The 18,727-nt window shown below is 42.5% G+C and carries 19 protein-coding genes and 3 pseudogenes; 7 read left to right on the forward strand and 15 right to left on the reverse strand.

Translation table 11 applies throughout. From position 1 onward, the window contains the following. Positions 1–113 precede the first annotated feature (113 nt). The 3 genes from GQR42_RS26105 to GQR42_RS26115 are packed head-to-tail and all read right to left on the reverse strand — an operon-like array spanning position 114 to position 1,457. On the reverse strand, positions 114–380 hold the full coding sequence (locus GQR42_RS26105; RefSeq protein WP_158202198.1) for a DUF5615 family PIN-like protein: 267 nt from the start codon (positions 378–380) through the stop codon (positions 114–116). Further along, positions 377–766 (reverse strand): DUF433 domain-containing protein, encoded by a 390-nt coding sequence (locus GQR42_RS30220; RefSeq protein WP_371731271.1) that lies wholly within the window; start codon positions 764–766, stop codon positions 377–379. Before GQR42_RS30220 ends, GQR42_RS26105 begins: the two co-directional genes overlap by 4 nt. Further along, positions 744–1,457: an NYN domain-containing protein gene (locus tag GQR42_RS26115; protein ID WP_233271178.1), complete on the reverse strand. Its 714-nt coding sequence runs from the start codon at positions 1,455–1,457 to the stop codon at positions 744–746. The genes GQR42_RS30220 and GQR42_RS26115 overlap by 23 nt, the downstream gene beginning before the upstream one ends. A gap of 300 nt (positions 1,458–1,757) precedes the next feature. On the opposite strand from GQR42_RS26115, the gene GQR42_RS26120 reads away from it, so the two are divergent. The 4 genes and pseudogenes from GQR42_RS26120 to GQR42_RS26130 all read left to right on the forward strand — a co-directional run bounded on the left by GQR42_RS26120 (position 1,758) and on the right by GQR42_RS26130 (position 5,156). Then, on the forward strand, positions 1,758–2,657 hold the full coding sequence (locus tag GQR42_RS26120) for a J domain-containing protein (RefSeq protein WP_158202199.1): 900 nt from the start codon (positions 1,758–1,760) through the stop codon (positions 2,655–2,657). 90 nt (positions 2,658–2,747) lie between these two features. Further along, complete coding sequence (locus tag GQR42_RS26125) at positions 2,748–4,232, forward strand: serine/threonine-protein kinase (protein WP_158202200.1); 1,485 nt, start codon at positions 2,748–2,750, stop codon at positions 4,230–4,232. 27 nt (positions 4,233–4,259) lie between these two features. After that, positions 4,260–4,389, forward strand: a pseudogene (locus tag GQR42_RS29275) (IS630 family transposase); the annotation flags it as partial. A 401-nt stretch (positions 4,390–4,790) separates the two neighbouring features. After that, a complete protein-coding gene (locus tag GQR42_RS26130) occupies positions 4,791–5,156 on the forward strand; it encodes a hypothetical protein (RefSeq protein WP_158202201.1) in 366 nt (121 codons plus the stop codon). 236 nt (positions 5,157–5,392) lie between these two features. Here the strand turns inward: GQR42_RS26130 and GQR42_RS26135 are convergent. Next, positions 5,393–5,536 (reverse strand): annotated as a pseudogene (locus GQR42_RS26135) (carbonic anhydrase); the annotation flags it as partial. A 555-nt stretch (positions 5,537–6,091) separates the two neighbouring features. Between GQR42_RS26135 and GQR42_RS26140 the strand changes: the two are divergent. Further along, positions 6,092–6,730, forward strand: coding sequence for a MotA/TolQ/ExbB proton channel family protein (locus GQR42_RS26140; RefSeq protein WP_158202587.1), 639 nt, complete (start codon positions 6,092–6,094; stop codon positions 6,728–6,730). A gap of 18 nt (positions 6,731–6,748) precedes the next feature. Next, a complete protein-coding gene (locus GQR42_RS26145) occupies positions 6,749–7,351 on the forward strand; it encodes an ExbD/TolR family protein (protein WP_158202202.1) in 603 nt (200 codons plus the stop codon). On the opposite strand, the gene GQR42_RS26150 is transcribed toward GQR42_RS26145, so the two are convergent. Beyond that, a complete protein-coding gene (locus GQR42_RS26150) occupies positions 7,352–7,702 on the reverse strand; it encodes a hypothetical protein (RefSeq protein ID WP_158202203.1) in 351 nt (116 codons plus the stop codon). It abuts the gene before it with no gap. 552 nt (positions 7,703–8,254) lie between these two features. Further along, entirely contained in the window at positions 8,255–9,250 is a 996-nt protein-coding gene (locus GQR42_RS26155) for a glycosyltransferase (protein ID WP_158202204.1), read from the reverse strand. Between the two features lie 118 nt (positions 9,251–9,368). Between GQR42_RS26155 and GQR42_RS26160 the strand changes: the two genes are divergently transcribed. Then, entirely contained in the window at positions 9,369–9,764 is a 396-nt protein-coding gene (locus tag GQR42_RS26160) for a helix-turn-helix domain-containing protein (RefSeq protein WP_158202205.1), read from the forward strand. Between the two features lie 60 nt (positions 9,765–9,824). On the opposite strand, the gene shc is transcribed toward GQR42_RS26160, so the two are convergent. The 9 genes and pseudogenes from shc to GQR42_RS26205 form a co-directional block, all read right to left on the reverse strand. Next, complete coding sequence (gene shc / locus GQR42_RS26165; protein WP_158202206.1) at positions 9,825–11,732, reverse strand: squalene--hopene cyclase; 1,908 nt, start codon at positions 11,730–11,732, stop codon at positions 9,825–9,827. A gap of 264 nt (positions 11,733–11,996) precedes the next feature. Further along, entirely contained in the window at positions 11,997–12,752 is a 756-nt protein-coding gene (tsf, locus tag GQR42_RS26170) for a translation elongation factor Ts (protein ID WP_158202207.1), read from the reverse strand. Between the two features lie 116 nt (positions 12,753–12,868). Then, complete coding sequence (gene rpsB / locus GQR42_RS26175) at positions 12,869–13,666, reverse strand: 30S ribosomal protein S2 (protein WP_158202208.1); 798 nt, start codon at positions 13,664–13,666, stop codon at positions 12,869–12,871. Between the two features lie 156 nt (positions 13,667–13,822). After that, a pseudogene (locus GQR42_RS26180) lies at positions 13,823–14,005 on the reverse strand (peroxiredoxin); the annotation flags it as partial. Positions 14,006–14,390: 385 nt separating this feature from the next. Beyond that, entirely contained in the window at positions 14,391–14,858 is a 468-nt protein-coding gene (locus GQR42_RS26185; RefSeq protein ID WP_158199336.1) for a hypothetical protein, read from the reverse strand. Continuing rightward, positions 14,845–15,099, reverse strand: a complete 255-nt coding sequence (locus GQR42_RS26190; protein ID WP_233271179.1) for a hypothetical protein — start codon at positions 15,097–15,099, stop codon at positions 14,845–14,847. Before GQR42_RS26190 ends, GQR42_RS26185 begins: the two co-directional genes overlap by 14 nt. Beyond that, a complete protein-coding gene (locus GQR42_RS26195; RefSeq protein ID WP_158202209.1) occupies positions 15,071–15,643 on the reverse strand; it encodes a hypothetical protein in 573 nt (190 codons plus the stop codon). Before GQR42_RS26195 ends, GQR42_RS26190 begins: the two co-directional genes overlap by 29 nt. Positions 15,644–15,755: 112 nt before the next feature. Beyond that, the gene (locus GQR42_RS26200) at positions 15,756–16,589 is read right to left on the reverse strand and encodes a hypothetical protein (protein ID WP_158202210.1); all 834 of its coding nucleotides are present in this window, start codon (positions 16,587–16,589) and stop codon (positions 15,756–15,758) included. Positions 16,590–16,592: 3 nt separating this feature from the next. Then, complete coding sequence (locus GQR42_RS26205; protein ID WP_158202211.1) at positions 16,593–18,713, reverse strand: hypothetical protein; 2,121 nt, start codon at positions 18,711–18,713, stop codon at positions 16,593–16,595. Positions 18,714–18,727 lie beyond the last annotated feature (14 nt).

Raw genomic sequence — 18,727 nt, forward strand, 5'->3', positions numbered from 1 at the left:
GCCCACCTTAGCGATATCGCACTAAATGTTAGGAAAAATTATCTAAATGCTTCAATTCGATCTAAATAGACATTAACTAATTTATGTTCAATGACCAAAGCTTCAACCTCTGGTCAAATACGAGCTAAAAACTGATGAAATTCTCGTTTTCCTATATTGCCAAAACGGAGATGTACTACTTTAGGTGGGGAAAAATAAACCATTAGTCGATCGGAAAAGTCTGCATCTTTCGTAACAATAACCAGTTTTTTATCCTTTGCATATTGCCAAATTTCCGTATCCCTTGGACTTCTACCTAAAACCGAAACATAAATGATCGGTAAAGATGGAGTAAACAGGATTTTAGCGGGTAAATTTTCATCAAAGAAAAAACCATTCATGCAATTTTTCTGACTTCATAGTGATTCGCCATCAATCTTGCTGCAAATTGCATACAGGCATAAATATCTTCTCGATTCAGAGAAGGATATTCTTCAAGGACTTCTTCAATAGAATCCCCTGCTCCCAAAAATTCCATAACTGTTTGCACCGGAATTCGGGTTCCAGCGATAACAGGTCTTCCATTACAAATATCTGGATGGATATGGATACGACTTTCCATTAAGGTTTTGTTACCTACTTGATGATCTAAAGTAAGCTTATTATACCCTTTCATGGTACTAGGTGAGGATGTTGGGTTTCCTGAAAATCGAGTGCTGTAGCGGTAGGACTTGCATGAGGGAACGCACTCTACTAGATCTGCACTACGTTTTTGGAGTAGTGCCATTCTTTTGCTTGCTCCTCACGAAGACTGCCTTATTTTTTCGCTGAATCTCGAATAAGTCAATAGCCTCGAACAGGCCACTTAACTTTGCATATCCGTAGTTGCGTGGGTCAAAAGATGTCTGATTTGCTATGTGTCCGCCAATCTCTGCCAAATTCGACCAACCATCATCGTCTAGAGTGCTAGAAACCGCGCCCCTCAATAAACTGATTAATTTGGTGTCTTGCTTCAACTCTTTACCAGTTTTCTTCACACTTGCAGAAACTTTGGAAGTCTCCTCAGAATTTACTGCTTGATCAATAGTTTCTAGGTATAAAAATGTTGAACACGCATAAACAAAAGGCAAGGGTGTTTTCTTCTCGCCAAATCCATAAACTTTTAAGCCATTTGTCAAAATTCGCATCACTAAAGGAGTAAAGTCACAATCGCTCGACACGATTGCAAAAGCATCCAACTGTTGTGTATACAGCAAATCCATTGCATCAATAATCATTGCAGCATCAGTAGCATTTTTGCCCTTCGTATAGTCGAACTGTTGGACGGGGCGAATAGCGTATTCGTGCAAACACTCCTCCCAAGCTTTCAGCGCAGGACTTTTCCAGTTTCCGTAAGCCTTACGAATATTGGCAACTCCATACTTTGCAATTTCAGAGATGAATCGCCTCAATTTTTGATGCAGGGGCGTTGTCTGCATCAATTAGCAGTGCAATTTTTGATTCTGATTGCAGCATATTGCTCCAGGTGTGCTGATCACTTTAATTTTTGAACTCGAACAGACACTTTTCAAGTATGCCCCAACCTATAACCTAAGCCATCTAACTGTTAATTATACAGAAACTTTCCGAATAACCAAAGTAGGAATATATGGAAACTTTCGATATATCACCCCGTTTTGTAGATTCCTGACTATCAGCCGAGATACAAAGAACTTTTTAGCGACCATAGCACCAATTATAATTTTTCGAGTAACTCAGCAGACTAACTAAAAGTTGCGATGGCGGAGCAAATTCTTTCTCTACTCCTGTACCTAATTCTCATTTTAACGGCTTTTTGGTTTATTAGCCCCCAAAAAAAGCCCCGTAGTCATCCCGCCTATCATCTTGCTTGTTTACTAGAAGATGCTCCTGAAAGCTCTTTAAAGGGTCAATTTTATCCCTTGGCTACTCCCTTGGCTACCCCGATCGCCTGTACTGTTCCGCAGGTGTGGCGCAGTGTATATAGGCAGTCTCTGGCAAAACCGGATGTTAACTATTGGCAATGGCGCGGTATGCCCGAAAATGAGCAGTTTTGTCGGGAATTACGGGAATTATTGCGATTAAATCCGGCTAGAGGTTACGCTAAGGAAATTCTCGAAAGTCTCGCCTTGGCTCAAGATCCTTTTTATCATCTCTACTGGGATCTAAAAGCGATCGCTAATGGTAACTTTAACACTATCGGGGCTAATAAACTAGCTGAGGGCAGATTTGCCCAGCGAGATTTGCGAACTCATCAGCAGATGCGGAGGGATTTTCGTCAATGGCATTTACAAGCTTGTGAACAGTTGGGAAAAGAGCGGGTTAAAGCGGTTTATCGGCTGTGTTATGGGGCAGATTGGTCATTAATCGCCCAAATTCTCTATCCTTCGCCCCGTTCCTTGGCCGTGATGATTATGGAGTCGGCTAATCCCGTTTGGTGGCGAGTTTTGGGGATTACTCCTTTGAGCAAGACTAGCCATATTGAAAATAATTATAAAACTCTTTTGTGTTATTGGCATCCCGATCGCAATTCCCATCCCAATGCGACGGAAATCACCGCCCATCTTAATCGCGCCTACGATTGTTATCAAGGTTTTCAACAGATGAGTAGTCAAGATAATGGCGCTTTCTGGACGAAAATCCGTCGCTGGATTCCTTAGACTTGACTCTAGTTTTTCCCTTGACTTTTTCCTTAACAAAAGAATGTTAGTCTAGGAACAATTTATGACCACGCTTGCACTCTCAGGGTAATGAATCTAGTGCTTTTAAACAATCGCTACCAAATTGTTAGTACCCTTGCTAGGGGGGGATTTGGGGAAACTTATATCGCTATCGATACGAATATGCCTTCTCAACGGCGCTGTGTGATTAAAAAATTGCAGCCAGCTATTCAAAGTGAGGAGATGCCAGAATGGTTAAAAGAACGTTTTCAGAAAGAAGCAAGGGTTTTAGAGGAATTGGGGGAACAAAATCGCCAAATACCCCGTTTATACGGTTATTTTGCCCAAGATAATCACTTCTATCTGGTGCAGGAATGGATTGAAGGGGAGACACTAACCCAAAAACAGCAACGACAGGGAAATTTATCGTCCTCGGCAGTGCGGACGATTTTGGAGAATTTACTGCCTGTTCTTGATTTTATTCACAGTCGCCGCATTATTCACCGGGATGTGAAACCCGATAATATTATCTTAAGAAATAGTGATAATTTGCCCATTTTAATCGATTTTGGGGTAATGAAAGAAGCAGTCGCCACCTTACTCGATCCTACGGGAAAAAGTGCCTATTCGATCGCCCTTGGCACCCCCGGTTATATGGCTTCGGAACAGGCTGCCGGGAGACCGGTCTTTTCTAGTGACCTTTACAGCCTAGGCTTAACGGCGATTTTTTTATTAACGGGAAAAACTCCCCAATATCTAGAAACTGACTCGCGCACGGGGGAAATTCTCTGGCGACAGGAGGCAGAAAATGTTAATCCTAATTTAGCTATGGTAATCGATCGAGCGATCCGTTTTCATCCCCGGGATCGGTTTGCCACTGCCGGGGAAATGTTAGCAGCTTTAGGAGAAATATCCCCCGATTTGTCCACCCAACCAACTATCGCGGTTTCTCCCCATAGTCCCCGATTAAAGTCCTCGACACCCCAAAAACCAACCGTCTCCCCCACTGTGGTTATTAAACCCAATTCTGGGGAAAAAAAGAATCCTTGGCTGTCGATTTTGCTGATTTTTGCGGTGACAATTGGGGCTTTTGCCCTGGGATATCGGGGATTTATGGCTCTTTTACCCAAAAATGAGGAAATTAAACCATCACCAACCCTCGAACCTTCTCCTAGTCCTGAAATCATTCCTCCTCCCTCCCAAGATTTTCCCCCTATCCGACGACCTTCTCGTCAACGGACTCCCATTTATTCCCCGACTCCTACCCCATCCCCGACTCCTACCCCAGAGGTGATTCCTAGTCCAGAAGCGACTCCAGAATTAACTCCTAGTCCCACCCCAGAAGAAGTAATTCCTATTCCTGTTCCTCTTCCTGAAACAGAGCCGAGTCCTCAAGTTTCTCCCCTTCCCTCCCCTTCCCCTTCTCCTTCCCCTTCTCCTTCCCCTTCTCCTTCCCCTTCTCCTTCCTCTGGAACAGAGGTGATTAATCCCCCAGTTAATGAGGATAAAATTGAACCGATCGCTCCTCCCGTTTTATCACCTTCTCCTCTTCCCACGGTCGAAAATAGTAATTAATAGACTTCTTGGATAATTAATTTTTGCATAGGAGAATTAAGTGCGATAACTCATGAAGTTATTATGGTAACAAATGACACTTATATTACGGCAAGTCTGTGAACTTCTTGAAGAAATACCTGGTTTAGGACTAACTATAGCGCTTTTCACATTACTGAGGTATCGACAAGTTTTGCCAACAAGGGGCTTAAGCCCCTTGCTCATGCCTCATTCTGAGGAAAACTGCTATATTTTTTCGGAAAAATAGGTCGTCAAGGGAGACTCTTTGTTTTCCTGGGCAAAAATAATTAGGGTTTGCTGAAAAAGTTTTTCGGTGGGGGTAGGAGTCGGTCGTCAGTAGCCAGTCGTCAGTAGCCGGTCGTTTCAGGCTTTGTTGCCCTGGTTTTTTGTACCAAGCTATGTACTACAAGAAGGATAATGCCAGGTTTTTGAAAGTCCCAATCCTATTTTCGCGGCATGAACATCGGATTTTAACAGGTCAAAAGCCTTATTTTAAAAGGGTTTTACCATTATTCAGCCAACCCTAATTATTTTTTCAAAAAAACATTTTTCTATTTTTTGGTTGGGTATTTTATTCTCTGGAAGTCCCTTAATAGCCTCACTGGTGGCTTAGGAAATGATACTCTCGCAGGTAATACGGGTAATGATACTCTCACGGGTGGAGCAGGAATTGATCAAATTGAATATCGCTCTACTCGTGTTCTTGTTGCCAGTGATTTTGGGGTAGATACGATCACTGACTTCGTGCTTAATCAAGATAAAATTGTCTTGAGTAAAACCACTTTTGCTGCTTTAACCAGTGAGGTTGGTAACGGTTTTAGTCAAGCTAGTAATTTTGCCCTCGTTGCTAATAATAGTTTAGTTGACGCTATAGCGGTATGCAGTCGAATGAGGTATAATGCAACAAGCTATAAGTCAGTCTAGGCAAGACGATGGTCTGTATCTCACTCAAGCGAATACCGCTATAGTAATGCTTTTATTGTTTATAGCAGTGGCACTGGTCATCTATTCTATAACCAAAATGGCAGCGCAGCGGGATTGGGAACCGGTGACAATTTTGCAGTTTTAACTGGTAATCCTAGCCTAACAGCCAATGATTTCCTCTTGGTCGCTTAATCGAAAACAGTAGTCAGTTATCAGTTTTTGTCAAATTTACAGTTTTAGGAATGCAGGATTGATCGCCCGTTTAATGGTTGAATATTCCTAGCATTATCGGGGAAAATCTCGGCAAATTGTTGCAGTTGTTGAGGAGAAATTTCGAGCGCATTTTGCCAGAATAACCAGAGAATATCCTCGCTACAGGGTTGAAAGAATTTTCCTTGATTAACCCGAAAATAGAAGCCCGACAAGTTTTTCAAGCCCTAGAGACGAGGTTTTTCATGGTCATTGGCTAATCGATGTCTAGAGATAGAGGTTTTAGACTTCTCGGGCGAGAATCAGGTTCAAATAGAGTCGGGCCAATCACTAGACCTCTTGTAAAAATCAAAAATTGTCGTGGTTGATTAGGAGTCAGTGGCCAGTAGTCGGTCGTCTGGAGAATTAAGAATGAATAATAATCAATTAAATGGTCTATTTACATACTTTATGCCACTTAATCCTTATTTTTGACGTTTTTAAACCACTAAAAATTGATTATACAAGAGGTTTACTAAAATCGTTAATATTAATTTTACTCTTGCCTTTTTAGCTCTCCTGGCCTCTTGAAAAGCCTCATCTCATCCTGTATTCTAAGTCAGCGTAAGAACTATAAATGTCAATTGATCGACTTAAATCTTAAACTAATAATCTAGCTTGATCGCCCAGGAGGGACAAAACAACTCGTGAGTATAACTGATTTAATCCAAAAAGGCGGAGTTGCCATGTGGCCGCTGCTTTTCCTGTCTATTTTAGCTCTTAGCACTATTATCGAACGAATTTGGTTTTGGAGTCGTACTCTCCTCAGTGAAGGCCAGATTTTAAATCGAATTATGGAATCGGCCATCCGTAACTGGGATTTGGCGGCAAAAGTCGCCAGAGATTCCCGCAATCACCCCATTGGTAGCTATCTTTATGCTCCCCTGCGCTTAGAAAATCCAGAGCCAGAGGTTTTTCACTTTGCCCTCGAGTCGGCTGCCGATGAACAATTATCCCTGATGAAACGGGGCGATAAAATCCTTGAGGCAGTCATCGCCCTTTCTCCCCTGCTAGGATTATTAGGGACGGTACTCGGTTTAATTACCTCTTTGGCCAATATTCAATTAAGTGACCTGGGAACTTCCTCTACAGCCGGGGTAACTTTAGGTATTAGTGAGGCTTTAATTTCCACCGCTACCGGCTTAATTGTCGCTATTTTTAGCCTCGCTTTCTATCGTGTTTTTCAGGGACTCTGGTTCAATCAAGCTAGGATTTTTCGCAAGGCCGGCAGTGATTTAGAAATTATCTACCGCCAACGCTGGCTAGATGGAGAAGACCAACAATACGCCCTCAGTGCTAACCTAGAAAAACCTCTCGATCGCTAAATCTCCCCCTGATCACCCATGGCCGAAACTAAAATCCAGCAACCGAAAACCACAAAAAGTAGCCATATTACGGCTCGTCCGCTCAAATTATGGCATGATCAACACCGCATTCAAGAGGATGTGCAGGTTAATATCATTCCCCTGATCGATGTAATTTTCTGTATTCTCACTTTCTTTATTCTCGGTGCGGTGGGATTGTCTCGCCAACAGGCTATCAGCCTCGATTTACCGAAAGCCAGTACCGCCACCACCCCGATGCGGGAAATGTTGGTAGTTAGTCTCGATGATTTCGGACAACTCTACGTCGAAAAACAGATGGTGACTCGCGCCCAGTTGTTCGAGGCGATCAAGAATTATCATCAATATAGTCCCAATGGACTGATGGTACTGAATGCTTCCCGTAATGCCAGTTATAACGAAGTAGTTGGGGTTTTAGACCTACTGCGACAGGTAGGCGGCGATCGCGTGGCTTTAGCGACTCTATCGGGGGAGGCTAACAATCCCACAATAGAAAATAGCAATCCTTTGCCCAATTTGCCGACTAATCCCACCCTACCCGGTTTACCCAGTCTGCCTAATTCTAACTCACAATCTTCCACCAATCCTCTGGGCAGAAATTAACTAGGAATGGATGCGATAGGTGAGTAATTGTTCTTCGAGAGCTGCAATGCGATTGTAGGCCGCCGTCAATTGTGCCGTTAATCGGCGAATTTGGATTTCATCGGAAAAAGGATTATCGCCATTGACAGCTGGGGCTTGTTTGCCACCGTGATCCCGGAGAATATCTTTATGATCATAGAGGCTATTATCGGATAACTCGGAAAAACCGACCATTTCGAGGGATTCTTGCGGGGAATGACTCGATTTATCCCCAGCTAGGATAGCAATTTGCTGGCCGAGGTTTTCGACAATATCCTGTAGACGATCGACTTTCCGATCAAGACTGATAATCTGTTGTTGTAGTCCATTCATGCAATTACCTAGCGATTAAGGATGCTTCCCCTCTATGCTAGGCTCTGGAGGAAATGGACTATAACAATTTATGATTGATTTAACGATCCCTTTACTGCTCTTAACTAATCTCAACATATTGCCAGAGTCAACCGGCTGCACCCGATAGCACTTCTATCAGGAATTAAAGTAAGCTGTTGAGCAGTAAACCTCGATTGTAAGGAACTAATTATGTTTAAAAATTGGTCTTTCGACGATTGGATGAATCATATCCTTTTTCTGGCGACAATTGTGGCTTTGCTGGTGATTTGGCTGGGTAGATAAATAGGGTTGTCCGAATATCAGTGGAAGCCTTGCTAGAAAAGGGTTTTGGTACTTTTTGGGCGAAAAAAGTGCAAGAAACAAAGGTTGAGAAATCGATCCGAGGGACTCAAAACCCTGGCACTTTCGCTCTTCGATTGCGGGTTCCGCTTCCCAGTGCGCGAGGTAATTCTGTTATTCTGACTTCCCCGACCGACTCCTAACCCCAGCAACAAACTTTTTCAGCAAACCCTAATTAAGGAAAGACCACTGCTATTTAAACAGTTTTTTCTTAAGTTTAGCGAGGGAACTCTGTATCCATAATTTTTTAAGTCGCAGGGGTTCTAAACCTTCTATATCAGCCGGATAGTGTTTTTTAATATCAAAGAAATCATTAATTTCTCTTAAAATTGTTTCAAAACGTGGTAGTAATTTTTCGGGATGATAATCATCGAGAAAATTAGCCGGTAAAGAATTAACGGGAAAATTACGGGCATAATTAAGAATACGTGACCGATCGTATTGACTGGAATAAGCCCCGATTTTTTGACAATTGAAACCGGGATCGAGATAATCGGCTAAGGCGCTATTGACGCTAGAAAATACCGTACAACCACAGGCTAAAGCTTCCAGGGGCGGTAAGCCAAAACCCTCCGTTAAACCGTTTACAGCCCAATATTCAGCCGAATCGTAGAGATAAACCCGACTACGATTGAATAATCCCACTAAATCCTCCACATAGCTATCTAAAACCTTAACGCGACAGTGGGGACGGAGGGCGGGAACTAGACGATTGAGAAGATACTTTGAGGATTTGCGCCCCTGTACTAGGACATCGATATCTCTTTCTAAGCCTAAATTGAGAAATTCCGAGCCAATTTGATTAGGAAGATAGTAAATCAAAGCATTAGGAGCTTTTTCTCCCCAATAACCCATAGTATTACGGCTAACGGTGATAATTGGTATTTGGGAGGGTAAACGGAAGCCGTAACCTGTACTATGGGCATGATAAATGATATTATGCGATCGCAATCTTTGCACCAGTTTAGGAAGATCAAAACCCCAGCTAACCACAAAAATACTGTCATCCGAGCTTATTTTCGCGAGTATATCCTCTAAAAAAGGATAATTTAACTCTTTTTGACGATAAGTCACAATCTGGGCGCTACAAATTTGACTAGCCAAATTGACGGTTTTCATTTCTGCCCACAGTCCACCTCCACCAAAAGGAGAAGTAGTACCGGGCAAAAGAAAATAGAGGTTTCTCATCAGGATAATAGAAGTTTTGGTTAAGCGGTAGTTTGGAGACTTGGCTATTCTATACTTAATTATTAAGGTGTGAGGTATCTAAACGCAATAGTCGATCGAGCATAGATATTATTAAATTATGTTTGCCCCTGATAAATACTTAGAATTATTAAAGCAATACCCTCCTCGTCCTATTGACAATGAGGAAGACTTAGAAATGATGCAGGAGGTTATTAATCGCCTTTTAGACAAACCCCAATTAACGGTAGAAGAAAGGGAATATCTAAATGTTTTAGGGTCTTTAATTTATGAGCATGAGGAAAATCAAGAGCCAATACCTGATATTTATGGACTTGAATTGTTGAAATTTATATTAGAGGAAAGAAACCTACAAAAGCAAGATTTGCTATCTATTTTTGAAAGCAAGTCAACCCTGGATGACATTCTTGATGGCCTACAAGAGTTAACTCCTATCTATATTCAAAAATTAGCCAATTTTTTAAATATATCTCCTGATTTATTTTTTCCTAGTTAGTCACAAAAAATGCGTTAGACAGTTAGGCTTATTTCCTGTCTTAACGCATAGATTAACAGACTAAATCAAAGCCCGATAACGCCCCAAAGCCAGTAGAGGAAAATACTGCTGATAGAAGTGATATTTCAGGTAAAAATGACAGGGAAAACCTGTACCGGTGAAGTAATCTTCATCCCATGTACCATTTTCTTTTTGGGTAACAAGAAGATAGTTAACGCCCTTTTCAATCACTTCTCGCTGATAATTGCCCGTGACTTTCCCGACGGCTAATAAACCGATTAATGCCCAAGCAGTTTGGGAAGCGGTACTATTTCCCTGTCCTTTAAATTTAGGGTTATTGTAACTAAAACAGGTTTCACCCCAACCACCATCAACATTTTGACAACCGCTTAACCAATTGGCTCCTTTTTGCAATTGCTGGCGATATTTATTCGGTTCCAGAAAAGCCAAAGCAGATAATGCACCACTGGTTCCATAAATATAATTTACACCCCAACGACCAAACCAACTACCATCAGCTTCCTGTTCTTTTTCCAGATAATCGAAAGCTTTTTTAACTCGATTTTCCTCCATTTTAACATCACAAGTGCCTAACATTTCTAGAACTCTGGCAGTCACATCAGCTGTATTAGGATCGATCATTGCTTTTAGATCGGCATAGGGCAAAGAATTAAGCCAATTTTGATCGTTATCGATGTCAAAAGCTCCCCAACCACCAGCTTTACACTGCATAGTCGCCATCCAATTAACTGCCCGTTTCATCACACCTTTTTTAATATTTTCATCGGGCATTTTAATTAACTCTAAAGCCATCACCACCACTGCCGAATCGTCTAAATCGGGATACCAGCGATTGTCAAATTCAAAAGCCCAACCCCCAGGGGTTCCGATTTTATTTTTAATCGCCCAATCGCCATAATCAAGAATTTGTTGATCGATTAACCATTGTCCCGCTTTAATCATAGCTGGATGAGCAGGATTTAGCCCAGATTCAATTAGCGATCGAATTACCCAAGCCGTATCCCAAACCGGTGACACACAGGGCTGTACACAATAGGTATTATCCGTCTGAATGGCAAAATTATCCACCGCTTTTAAACCACGGGCAACAATCGGATCATAAACATCATAACCTAGGGCTTTTAAAGCTAACAGAGAATTTAACATCGCTGGGATAATTCCCCCCCAATCCCCTGTGTCTTCCTGTCGTTCAATTACCCATTTTTCCGCCGCTTTCAGACTTTCTTGACGGAAGGGAACTAAATTAGTTTTTTCTGCCCATTTAAACAGCCCATCTAACCACAGGAAAACATCCGCCCAATCGTTATTTTTTGGTAACTCATACTTGACATTATTCACCCCTTCTGTATAGAGTTCATCGAGATTAAAACCCATTTTATACACGGGTTTTTTGTCAAAAACAGTTAATAAAGGAACCGTACTTCCCCGCGCCCAACTGGACATTTCATAGATAGTAAAAGGGAAATTTTCCGGCAGTAGCATGATCCAAGCGGGGATAGAGGGAACCCCCTGCCAATCGTAACAACCAATCAAAGCGAGGTGCATTTTGGTGAAAATGCGGGTTTTGCTGATGCCACCTTTAGCTAAGATAAATTCTCTAGCTTTTTCTAAAGCAAGATCATTAACGGGAATTCCCAATAGTCGCAGCCCCATGTAGGCTTCCACAGTGGTGCTAAGATCGCCACCATCCCCATAAAATAACTCCCAAGCGCCGTTAGGACACTGTTGCTGACGCAGATAAGTGGCTGCTTTGTCTAGGGGGCGATTTTTGTCAGTTTTCCAGATTTTGTGCAGTAAAATTGCTTCTGAGGTGATGGTGACATTAGATTCTAATTCTGCCCACCAGTAACCGTCAGAGTATTGGGTAGAAAGTAAATAATTTTGAGAAAGTTCGATCGCTTTCGCTGTTTTAGCGGCTATTTCGGTGATTTTGTCCTGAATCTGCATTTTTTCCGTTCGACAACCTCTAGGGACCACCAGTGCAAATAAGATAATCTTATTGACAAAGTTTTTAATAAGTAGCTAAAGAATGGGATTTTGTTCCCAAACAATCCAGTCAAGGAATCTGCGTGGGTTGCCACTTTCTTTTTTCTTTTCACTGATTACTGTTTACTGTTTACTGATAACTGATCAAGTCCCCCCACTCCGGCACTCCCCTGAAGACAAAAAGGGTACGAAACTCGCACCCCACCAGATTGATCTTCATTTAACCTACTTTTTCTTTTTGCCTTTAGCGGGCGGATTATCCTTCGCTGCGGGTTCCGGGGCTTTTTCCTCCACTGTCGGGGCTGCTGCCACGGGTTCCGGGGGTTTTTGTCCCATTTGGGCAGCTACTTCGGCGGCGAAATCCGTTTCTTCTTTCTCGATCCCTTCACCTAGTACAAAGCGTTGGAAACGACGCACCTGAATATTTTCTCCTAAAGCAGCGATCGCTTGTTTGAGCAACTCCTCAATACTAATGTTCTGATCGCGGATAAAGGGTTGATCGAGCAGAGAAAGTTCTTTCAAACGTTTTTCGATGCGGCCGGCCACGATTTTTTCTTTGATATTATCGGGTTTATTGGCTAAATCGTCCCGTCCCATCTCAATTTCTTTTTCTCTGGTGGCGATTTCGGCGGGAATATCGGCCACTTTCACATATTCGACGTTAGGACAAGCGGCAATCTGCATGGCCACGTCATTAACCAATTTTTTGAACTCCTCGCGACGGGCAACAAAATCGGTTTCACAGTTCACTTCCACTAAAACACCGATGCGGCTGCCGGTGTGGATGTAACTGCCGATCATCCCTTCTGCCGCTACCCGACTAGCTTTTTTCTCGGCGGAAGTAATCCCTTTTTGACGCAACCATTCGATCGCTTTAGTTATATCCCCCGCGTTTTCCGTCAGCGCCTTCTTGCAATCCATCATGCCGGCGCCGGTCTTTTCCCTAAGTTCTTTAACCTGTTGTGCTGTAATTTCCGCCATAAAATTCCTAACCTACTGCTTATAGTTGATCATGCCACGAGAGGGGCAGCTTTTACCGATCAATAGGTTCGGAAAGTTTCCCCCCGAACCTAGCGGCAATCAATAGCTAATTTTCCCTAGTTATCGTCGTCTCCACTGGCAAATTCGGCGGCGTATTGGGAATAATCACCTTCTTCCTCGTACTCGGTTTCATCCTCGTAGTCTTCCTCGTATTCTTCCACCGCTGCTTGACCACCGCGACGACCTTCGATAATCGCATCGCTAATTTTGCCTAAAATCAGTTTAACTGAGCGAATCGCGTCATCGTTGGCGGGAATCGGCACATCTACTAAGTCAGGATCGCAGTTAGTATCCAAGAGGGAGATGATGGGAATGCCCAATTTTTGGCATTCTTGGATAGCGTTGTATTCCCGACGCTGATCCACTACGACGACTAAATCCGGCAGCCGGCGCATGGTTTTAATGCCACCGAGGTATTTTTCTAGTTTGCCCAATTCCCGACGCAGTACCGATGCTTCTTTTTTCGGTCGTTTATCGAGGGCGCCGCTATTTTCTAATTCTTCTAATTCTTTGAGTCTTTCTACCCGGCCGCGAATGGTTTCCCAGTTGGTTAACATTCCCCCTAACCAGCGTTGGTTAACGAAGTGGCTACCGCTGCGTAAAGCTTCCTGTTTAATGATTGCTGCCGCTTGCCGTTTCGTACCGATGAATAAAAAGCGTTTACCGCGATCGGCTTCTCCTCGGACAAATTCGTAAGCTTCTTCGATTAATTGGGCAGTTTGCACCAAATCAATGATATGAACCCCATTCCGGGCAGTGTAGATGTACTGAGACATTTTCGGGTTCCAACGGCGCGTTTGATGGCCAAAGTGAACCCCAGACTCTAGCAATTCTGCGAGAGAGACAACGGGCATATTTTTCTCCTTTTCGGGTTTATCCTCCATCTAGGGCTGGATTTCTAGATTCCTAGAAACACCCGATCGCCTAGATGTGCGATTTTTGACAACTTTTCTAGTCTAACACGAAAGGGCGCGATTGCATAGCCGTAAATATTGGGTACTGAGGGCTTGCTACTGCAATTCCTCAAGTTTTTTCAAAACCGCTTCTGCATGGGCTTTTACCTTGACATTTGACCAAATATAGGCAATATTTCCCCGGGGGTCGATCAGGAAAGTGGATCGTCTAATCCCCATATATTCCTTACCCATAAATTTTTTTAATCCCCAGACTTGATAAATTTCCGCCAGTTGATACCCCTCACGAATTTTATCGAGTTCGATCGCAAGTTGTCAAATCTCGCGTTCTATGTCGCCACCAGCAGGGGGAACCCGTCGCAAGTCGTTTTTCGTCACTTCCCCCACAGCAAAAACCCACTGATTTTTGCGTCAGAACTACTCCAGTTAATTATCCTAGTGTTAGTCATTGCCTTAATCCTCCCTGTTACTCCATTCGGCTAACCCGGCCCCAACTACAGCAGTCGGACCAGTAAGCGCAATCGTTAATTTTTCCGGGGGGAGATGGTAACTTAAAACAATGCAGCTTAATAACCCCACACAGACAAAACCTAACGCAATCTTATTTTTCTGTGACATTTTAAAATCAATAAAGGACAAACAAGAGCCAATAAAGTGAATGGAATCATGGTAAATCTGGTAATCTCTCCAAGATTAAATCGAGTTTTTGGTCAACTGAATCAATAATCGGACCAGTGTATTCCCATAAATACAATGAAATTTGTCTGTGCCAATAAGGAACCGAAATTAGCAAGGAATAACTCAAACCAAAACTAACAGGGTATCTTAGCATCGAAAATTGATTTAAAAAAATTCGCTTGCTATCTACCACTGCGTCAGGGTTTCCCCCCACAGTCAACCCCGTGACATACTTTCGCTTGACGTTAGCCGCAAACTTCCATTTAGGATTAGCCCCTTGACTTGTAGCGTAAAAAGTAAGTAAACCAGAGCTTAACTGAATCGGCACAGAAATTTCTGGTAAAGGAAAAAACCGCTCTAATTCTGGTCTGTCTCCCGGTGCTGGTTCTGCTGTAAAGCTTTGATTCCAAACAGACTGCCAGTTATTAAGATTACTAACATTATAGGATGTCATACAGGTTTTCGTTGATTATTTCTAAATATTCATCAACATTTACCCCGCAGCTTTCAATTATATCAAGATAGTCCGTCGGAGTAATTTCTAAAGAAAAGAAATCTACCAACGCGCTCCCACAAATGATTAACCTTTCTGACGTTTCTTCTACGGAAACATCATCAAATCTTTCCGGAGTCCATAGACGCATTCCTTCTTTAACTTGATCTACATTAATCACGGCGGAATCTCTCTGGTTCAAAACTTACGACATGAGTAGCATTAGAGCCATTAAAAACGGCATCAGTTAAAATAGCGTTAATCGTTTGCTGATAGCGAAGCGTTCCAGATGTTTGTCCCATAGGGATGGTGTAAGCGGCTCCGGTTTTACTCTTGTATTTTCGTCCAGTAATTGCTGATGTTTCAGTGGTTCCGGCCACAATTTGGGCAATGCGAGCTTTAGCAGGGACAAAGCTAGAATTTGTTTTGTAATCATCTAGGTTGGCAGTTGCTACTCCGAATTTAGCTTTAGGACCAAATCCATTTAAAAAAGCGCTAGACCGACCGGATAACGTAACTAATTGTTTTGCTTCTTCATCGTCAAATCCGTATCCAAACGCTTTTACACCGACCGAAACCTCTCCATTTAGGTTAGGTCTGACGATGTTTCGCTCTGGTCCGTTACCTTCGCGCCATTTTGCATATTTAACAAAGTCTAAATTCTGGGGTAAAGAGCTAATTTGGACGTTTCCCAGCTTTAAAGCATCATACACCCGTTCTAAATCTGAAAACCTTTTTCTAGCCATGCTATCCGCTCAATAAAATATTTGTACCGCTCTCGGTAAATCCGATAACTCAGTTATAGCAAGGCTTGTAGTCAATCCGACTCGACGGAAGGGTATAGACCATCCGTGAATACTACCCAAACTCATCTACAAGGGCATCAAGGAAAGTAAACGAGCGATCGTAAAGAGCGATCGGCTTGTTCAACCCCCAAATGGTGACGGTGGCGTACTGGAAGCGCACATCAACCATTGGACGCTGGCGCGGTTTTTTGCGGCTTTTCCCTAAAATTGTGTGATTACCGGGGTTATAGGGGAAAGATTCATTTTCATCATCGGCAATATTAGACTTTAAAAACTTCCAGTCAGGAGTATGACTTTGTAAGTCTAAAACCTTATTAATCAACTCTTTAGCTGTAGCTTCATCTCGGCAAAGAAGCTGCAACTGATATCCTTTTTCTTTTTCGGTATAAGAGAATAATTTTCGCCCTTTTTTCCAAATATATCCGTTAGCAGCTCCAAATACTGTCTTAATTTTATTGGCTAAAGTATTTAGTTCTGTTTTTGTAATTGTGGTGCTAGATTCGTTCATTAATCTAAAAGAAATTTCTCCCCACGTCGGACGCGAATTTTCCTCTACGTCGTTGTCATCTTCCTTAAAATACAAGGTAACTTGTGGCTTAAATTTCCTAGAAGCTTGCAAATCGTCTAAAGGAATCCCATAAAAAGGTTGTTGTAAGTCTTGCGCTTTTCTTAGGGAAAAATAAAAAAGTAAGACTCTTTGAATCATCATATCAGCCGTGTCATTGTCTTTCAATAAGCAAGCCCAGCGCAATGAAGATCGAGGAACGGCTAAGTCTAAATCATCGTCTGTAATATCACTAAATTCATCTCGCACTATTCGGTTATGCACTCTTAAAATAGTGCTTTGCCAGTGTTCAAATTCGTTAAAATTGCTGGGGGTAGTCATAAATTACTCGGTATCGGGTTTAACTAAATCTGATTTATTTATTCCTGGAGACTGTGAGGCTTCTTTGCTTTCGTTTTGTTCCGTTTCTTTTTCGATTTCCTTGCCATTTATTTCTGTTTTAATTGTGTTTATTTGCGTGCCAATTTCCGCTACGTTTTCGGTTACTGATCTAAATTCAGACGTTATACTTTCTAAATCAGAAGCGACCTCGCTGGCTTGCTGTAGTCCTTGTATTACTCTATCAATCTTTCTATTTTTGCCCCTAGAAAAATTAAAAGTCTCTGTCATCCAATTATAGGAATTTTCGAGGACGGTCCCCGATTTCTTGAGAGCATTGCCAATTTTACCTGTATATTTGCCAATTTGCTCTAAACCCTCAGTAATACCAAAAAGTGAATCAGTCATTAATTGATAAATATTGATTGCACTTTGATATATTCTATTTGCTTTAGACCATGTTTCGCTTAGTGTTGTATAATTTTCCGCACCTATTAAACCTTTGATAATATTCTCAATTCCATCACCGATAACTGTGGAAAAATTTTGGGCCACCTCGTCACCATCCTTAATGCCGATAATATTTAAGGCATTGCCTAAAGTCTGAATCAAAGTCGAGCCAATATTTCGAGACAGCATGACCGCATTATGAATCGCGGCAGCCGTAGCCATTAAATTAAGGGCGCGATCAACTGCTCGCGACTTCCACAATTTCACAAATCTATCTGTAAGATAGCCCGACAAACCTCCGTTAATTTGCGGACCGAGTTTATTGTTAATAACTTCTAACATTGATAAATCAATTAATTTCTCTAATAGCAGGTCACTTTTTTGGTTAATGTTATCAAGTCCCTGCGAGACAGGACTAGGCACGCAGCAACTGTTTCCCGGAGGTGTTTGAACAACCGGCGGCTCTTTTGGGTCTGGAGGTTTAACCACGGGGTCTATAGGGTTAAGCGGCGGAAATGGGACAAATCCTGGAGGGAATGTTTTGCGGTCGGGGTCGGGGTTAGGGTTAGGATCAGGGTTAGGGTTAGGATTAGGGTTAGGATTGGGGTTAGGGTTAGGGTTAGGATTGGGGTTAGGGTTAGGGTTAGGGTTAGGATTAGGGTTAGGCTTAGGACTAGGAATGGTAATAGGACCAAAACTTGGAATAGGAGCAGGAAAAGGGGTAGGGTTGGGAAAAGGAAACGGTGGCTTATCTTTATCTGGATTGTTAGAGTTCGGAGTAGGATTTTGATTGCCAAAAGGAGTATTTGCTGGAATCGGAAAAGGTGAATTATTAGGATTAGTGCCAAAAGGATTTAAAGGGTTTGGATTAATCTCAGGGGGAGCAGTAAGTGGGGGTGGAGTAGTGTTAGTAGTGCCATAGGGAGGAGCTATTGATATAACAACTAATGGCGGAAGAAAGTTATTGGTGCTGTCATCGCGAATTCTGGTAATTCTAAGTGAATTTCTTTTGATTTGAATTGCGCCAACTATATTAGTGAATGTTCTTATGTCTCTATTGTCAACGGTTGCCAGAATGTCTGTGTTGCCAAACCCAGCAAAAAACTGCTGTTGAATTATTTGTCTGTTCTCACCCTCAACAGACATAGTAAAAATATATCTAAACATCAAATCAGGTATCGTAGCAAATTCAACTGGTCCACTAAAGGGTCCTAAAGTGGTAAACCAAGTTTCATCGGCGCGGGTTCCGTTAAGGAGTTCAGCATCGAAAAAAACTGTGTACAATCTTCCAGGAGTTAAGGAATTGGGATTGGGTGGTTGAGGAGGATCAGGATTAGGTCGCGACGGCGGCTGATACCAAGGCGGCAGCGTGCCATCCGAAACCGGAGGAGGAAACAAAAGCTGATCTACTAAATTCAATATCAAAAGACCACCAACTGGTCCTAGTCTTAGACCACCACCCGGCGGTTTAGGCGGTGTTTGGGGAAATGGATTGCTTTTTGGTGGTTGAATTCTTGGCGCGCTGCCGGGGGGACGGCTTCTTTCTGTCCAAGTTGGGCCATTCCAGCTATTCAGTCCTCTGTCAGATGGGAGACGCTGCCCACCAGGAGCACTAGGATTTTTTGGGGTGTTATTTTTCCCCGGTCCCCGATAACCCGGTGGTCTAGTGTTGCTCATTAATTTAGCTCAAG

This window comes from Microcystis aeruginosa FD4 (assembly GCF_009792235.1).
In the GTDB taxonomy this organism is placed as follows: Bacteria; Cyanobacteriota; Cyanobacteriia; order Cyanobacteriales; family Microcystaceae; genus Microcystis; species Microcystis viridis.

Excerpts from the sequence above, each read along its gene's own strand:
- GQR42_RS26185 (WP_158199336.1), bottom strand. The coding sequence starts at position 14,858 with ATGACATCCTATAATGTTAGTAATCTTAATAACTGGCAGTCTGTTTGG.
- GQR42_RS26205 (WP_158202211.1), bottom strand. The coding sequence starts at position 18,713 with ATGAGCAACACTAGACCACCGGGTTATCGGGGACCGGGGAAAAATAAC.
- GQR42_RS26155 (WP_158202204.1), bottom strand. The coding sequence starts at position 9,250 with ATGAGAAACCTCTATTTTCTTTTGCCCGGTACTACTTCTCCTTTTGGT.
- GQR42_RS26125 (WP_158202200.1), top strand. The coding sequence starts at position 2,748 with ATGAATCTAGTGCTTTTAAACAATCGCTACCAAATTGTTAGTACCCTT.
- GQR42_RS30220 (WP_371731271.1), bottom strand. The coding sequence starts at position 766 with ATGGCACTACTCCAAAAACGTAGTGCAGATCTAGTAGAGTGCGTTCCC.
- GQR42_RS26160 (WP_158202205.1), top strand. The coding sequence starts at position 9,369 with ATGTTTGCCCCTGATAAATACTTAGAATTATTAAAGCAATACCCTCCT.
- GQR42_RS26105 (WP_158202198.1), bottom strand. The coding sequence starts at position 380 with ATGAATGGTTTTTTCTTTGATGAAAATTTACCCGCTAAAATCCTGTTT.
- GQR42_RS26115 (WP_233271178.1), bottom strand. The coding sequence starts at position 1,457 with ATGCAGACAACGCCCCTGCATCAAAAATTGAGGCGATTCATCTCTGAA.
- shc (WP_158202206.1), bottom strand. The coding sequence starts at position 11,732 with ATGCAGATTCAGGACAAAATCACCGAAATAGCCGCTAAAACAGCGAAA.
- GQR42_RS26140 (WP_158202587.1), top strand. The coding sequence starts at position 6,092 with ATGTGGCCGCTGCTTTTCCTGTCTATTTTAGCTCTTAGCACTATTATC.
- GQR42_RS26195 (WP_158202209.1), bottom strand. The coding sequence starts at position 15,643 with ATGGCTAGAAAAAGGTTTTCAGATTTAGAACGGGTGTATGATGCTTTA.
- GQR42_RS26120 (WP_158202199.1), top strand. The coding sequence starts at position 1,758 with ATGGCGGAGCAAATTCTTTCTCTACTCCTGTACCTAATTCTCATTTTA.
- GQR42_RS26150 (WP_158202203.1), bottom strand. The coding sequence starts at position 7,702 with ATGAATGGACTACAACAACAGATTATCAGTCTTGATCGGAAAGTCGAT.
- tsf (WP_158202207.1), bottom strand. The coding sequence starts at position 12,752 with ATGGCGGAAATTACAGCACAACAGGTTAAAGAACTTAGGGAAAAGACC.
- rpsB (WP_158202208.1), bottom strand. The coding sequence starts at position 13,666 with ATGCCCGTTGTCTCTCTCGCAGAATTGCTAGAGTCTGGGGTTCACTTT.
- GQR42_RS26200 (WP_158202210.1), bottom strand. The coding sequence starts at position 16,589 with ATGACTACCCCCAGCAATTTTAACGAATTTGAACACTGGCAAAGCACT.
- GQR42_RS26145 (WP_158202202.1), top strand. The coding sequence starts at position 6,749 with ATGGCCGAAACTAAAATCCAGCAACCGAAAACCACAAAAAGTAGCCAT.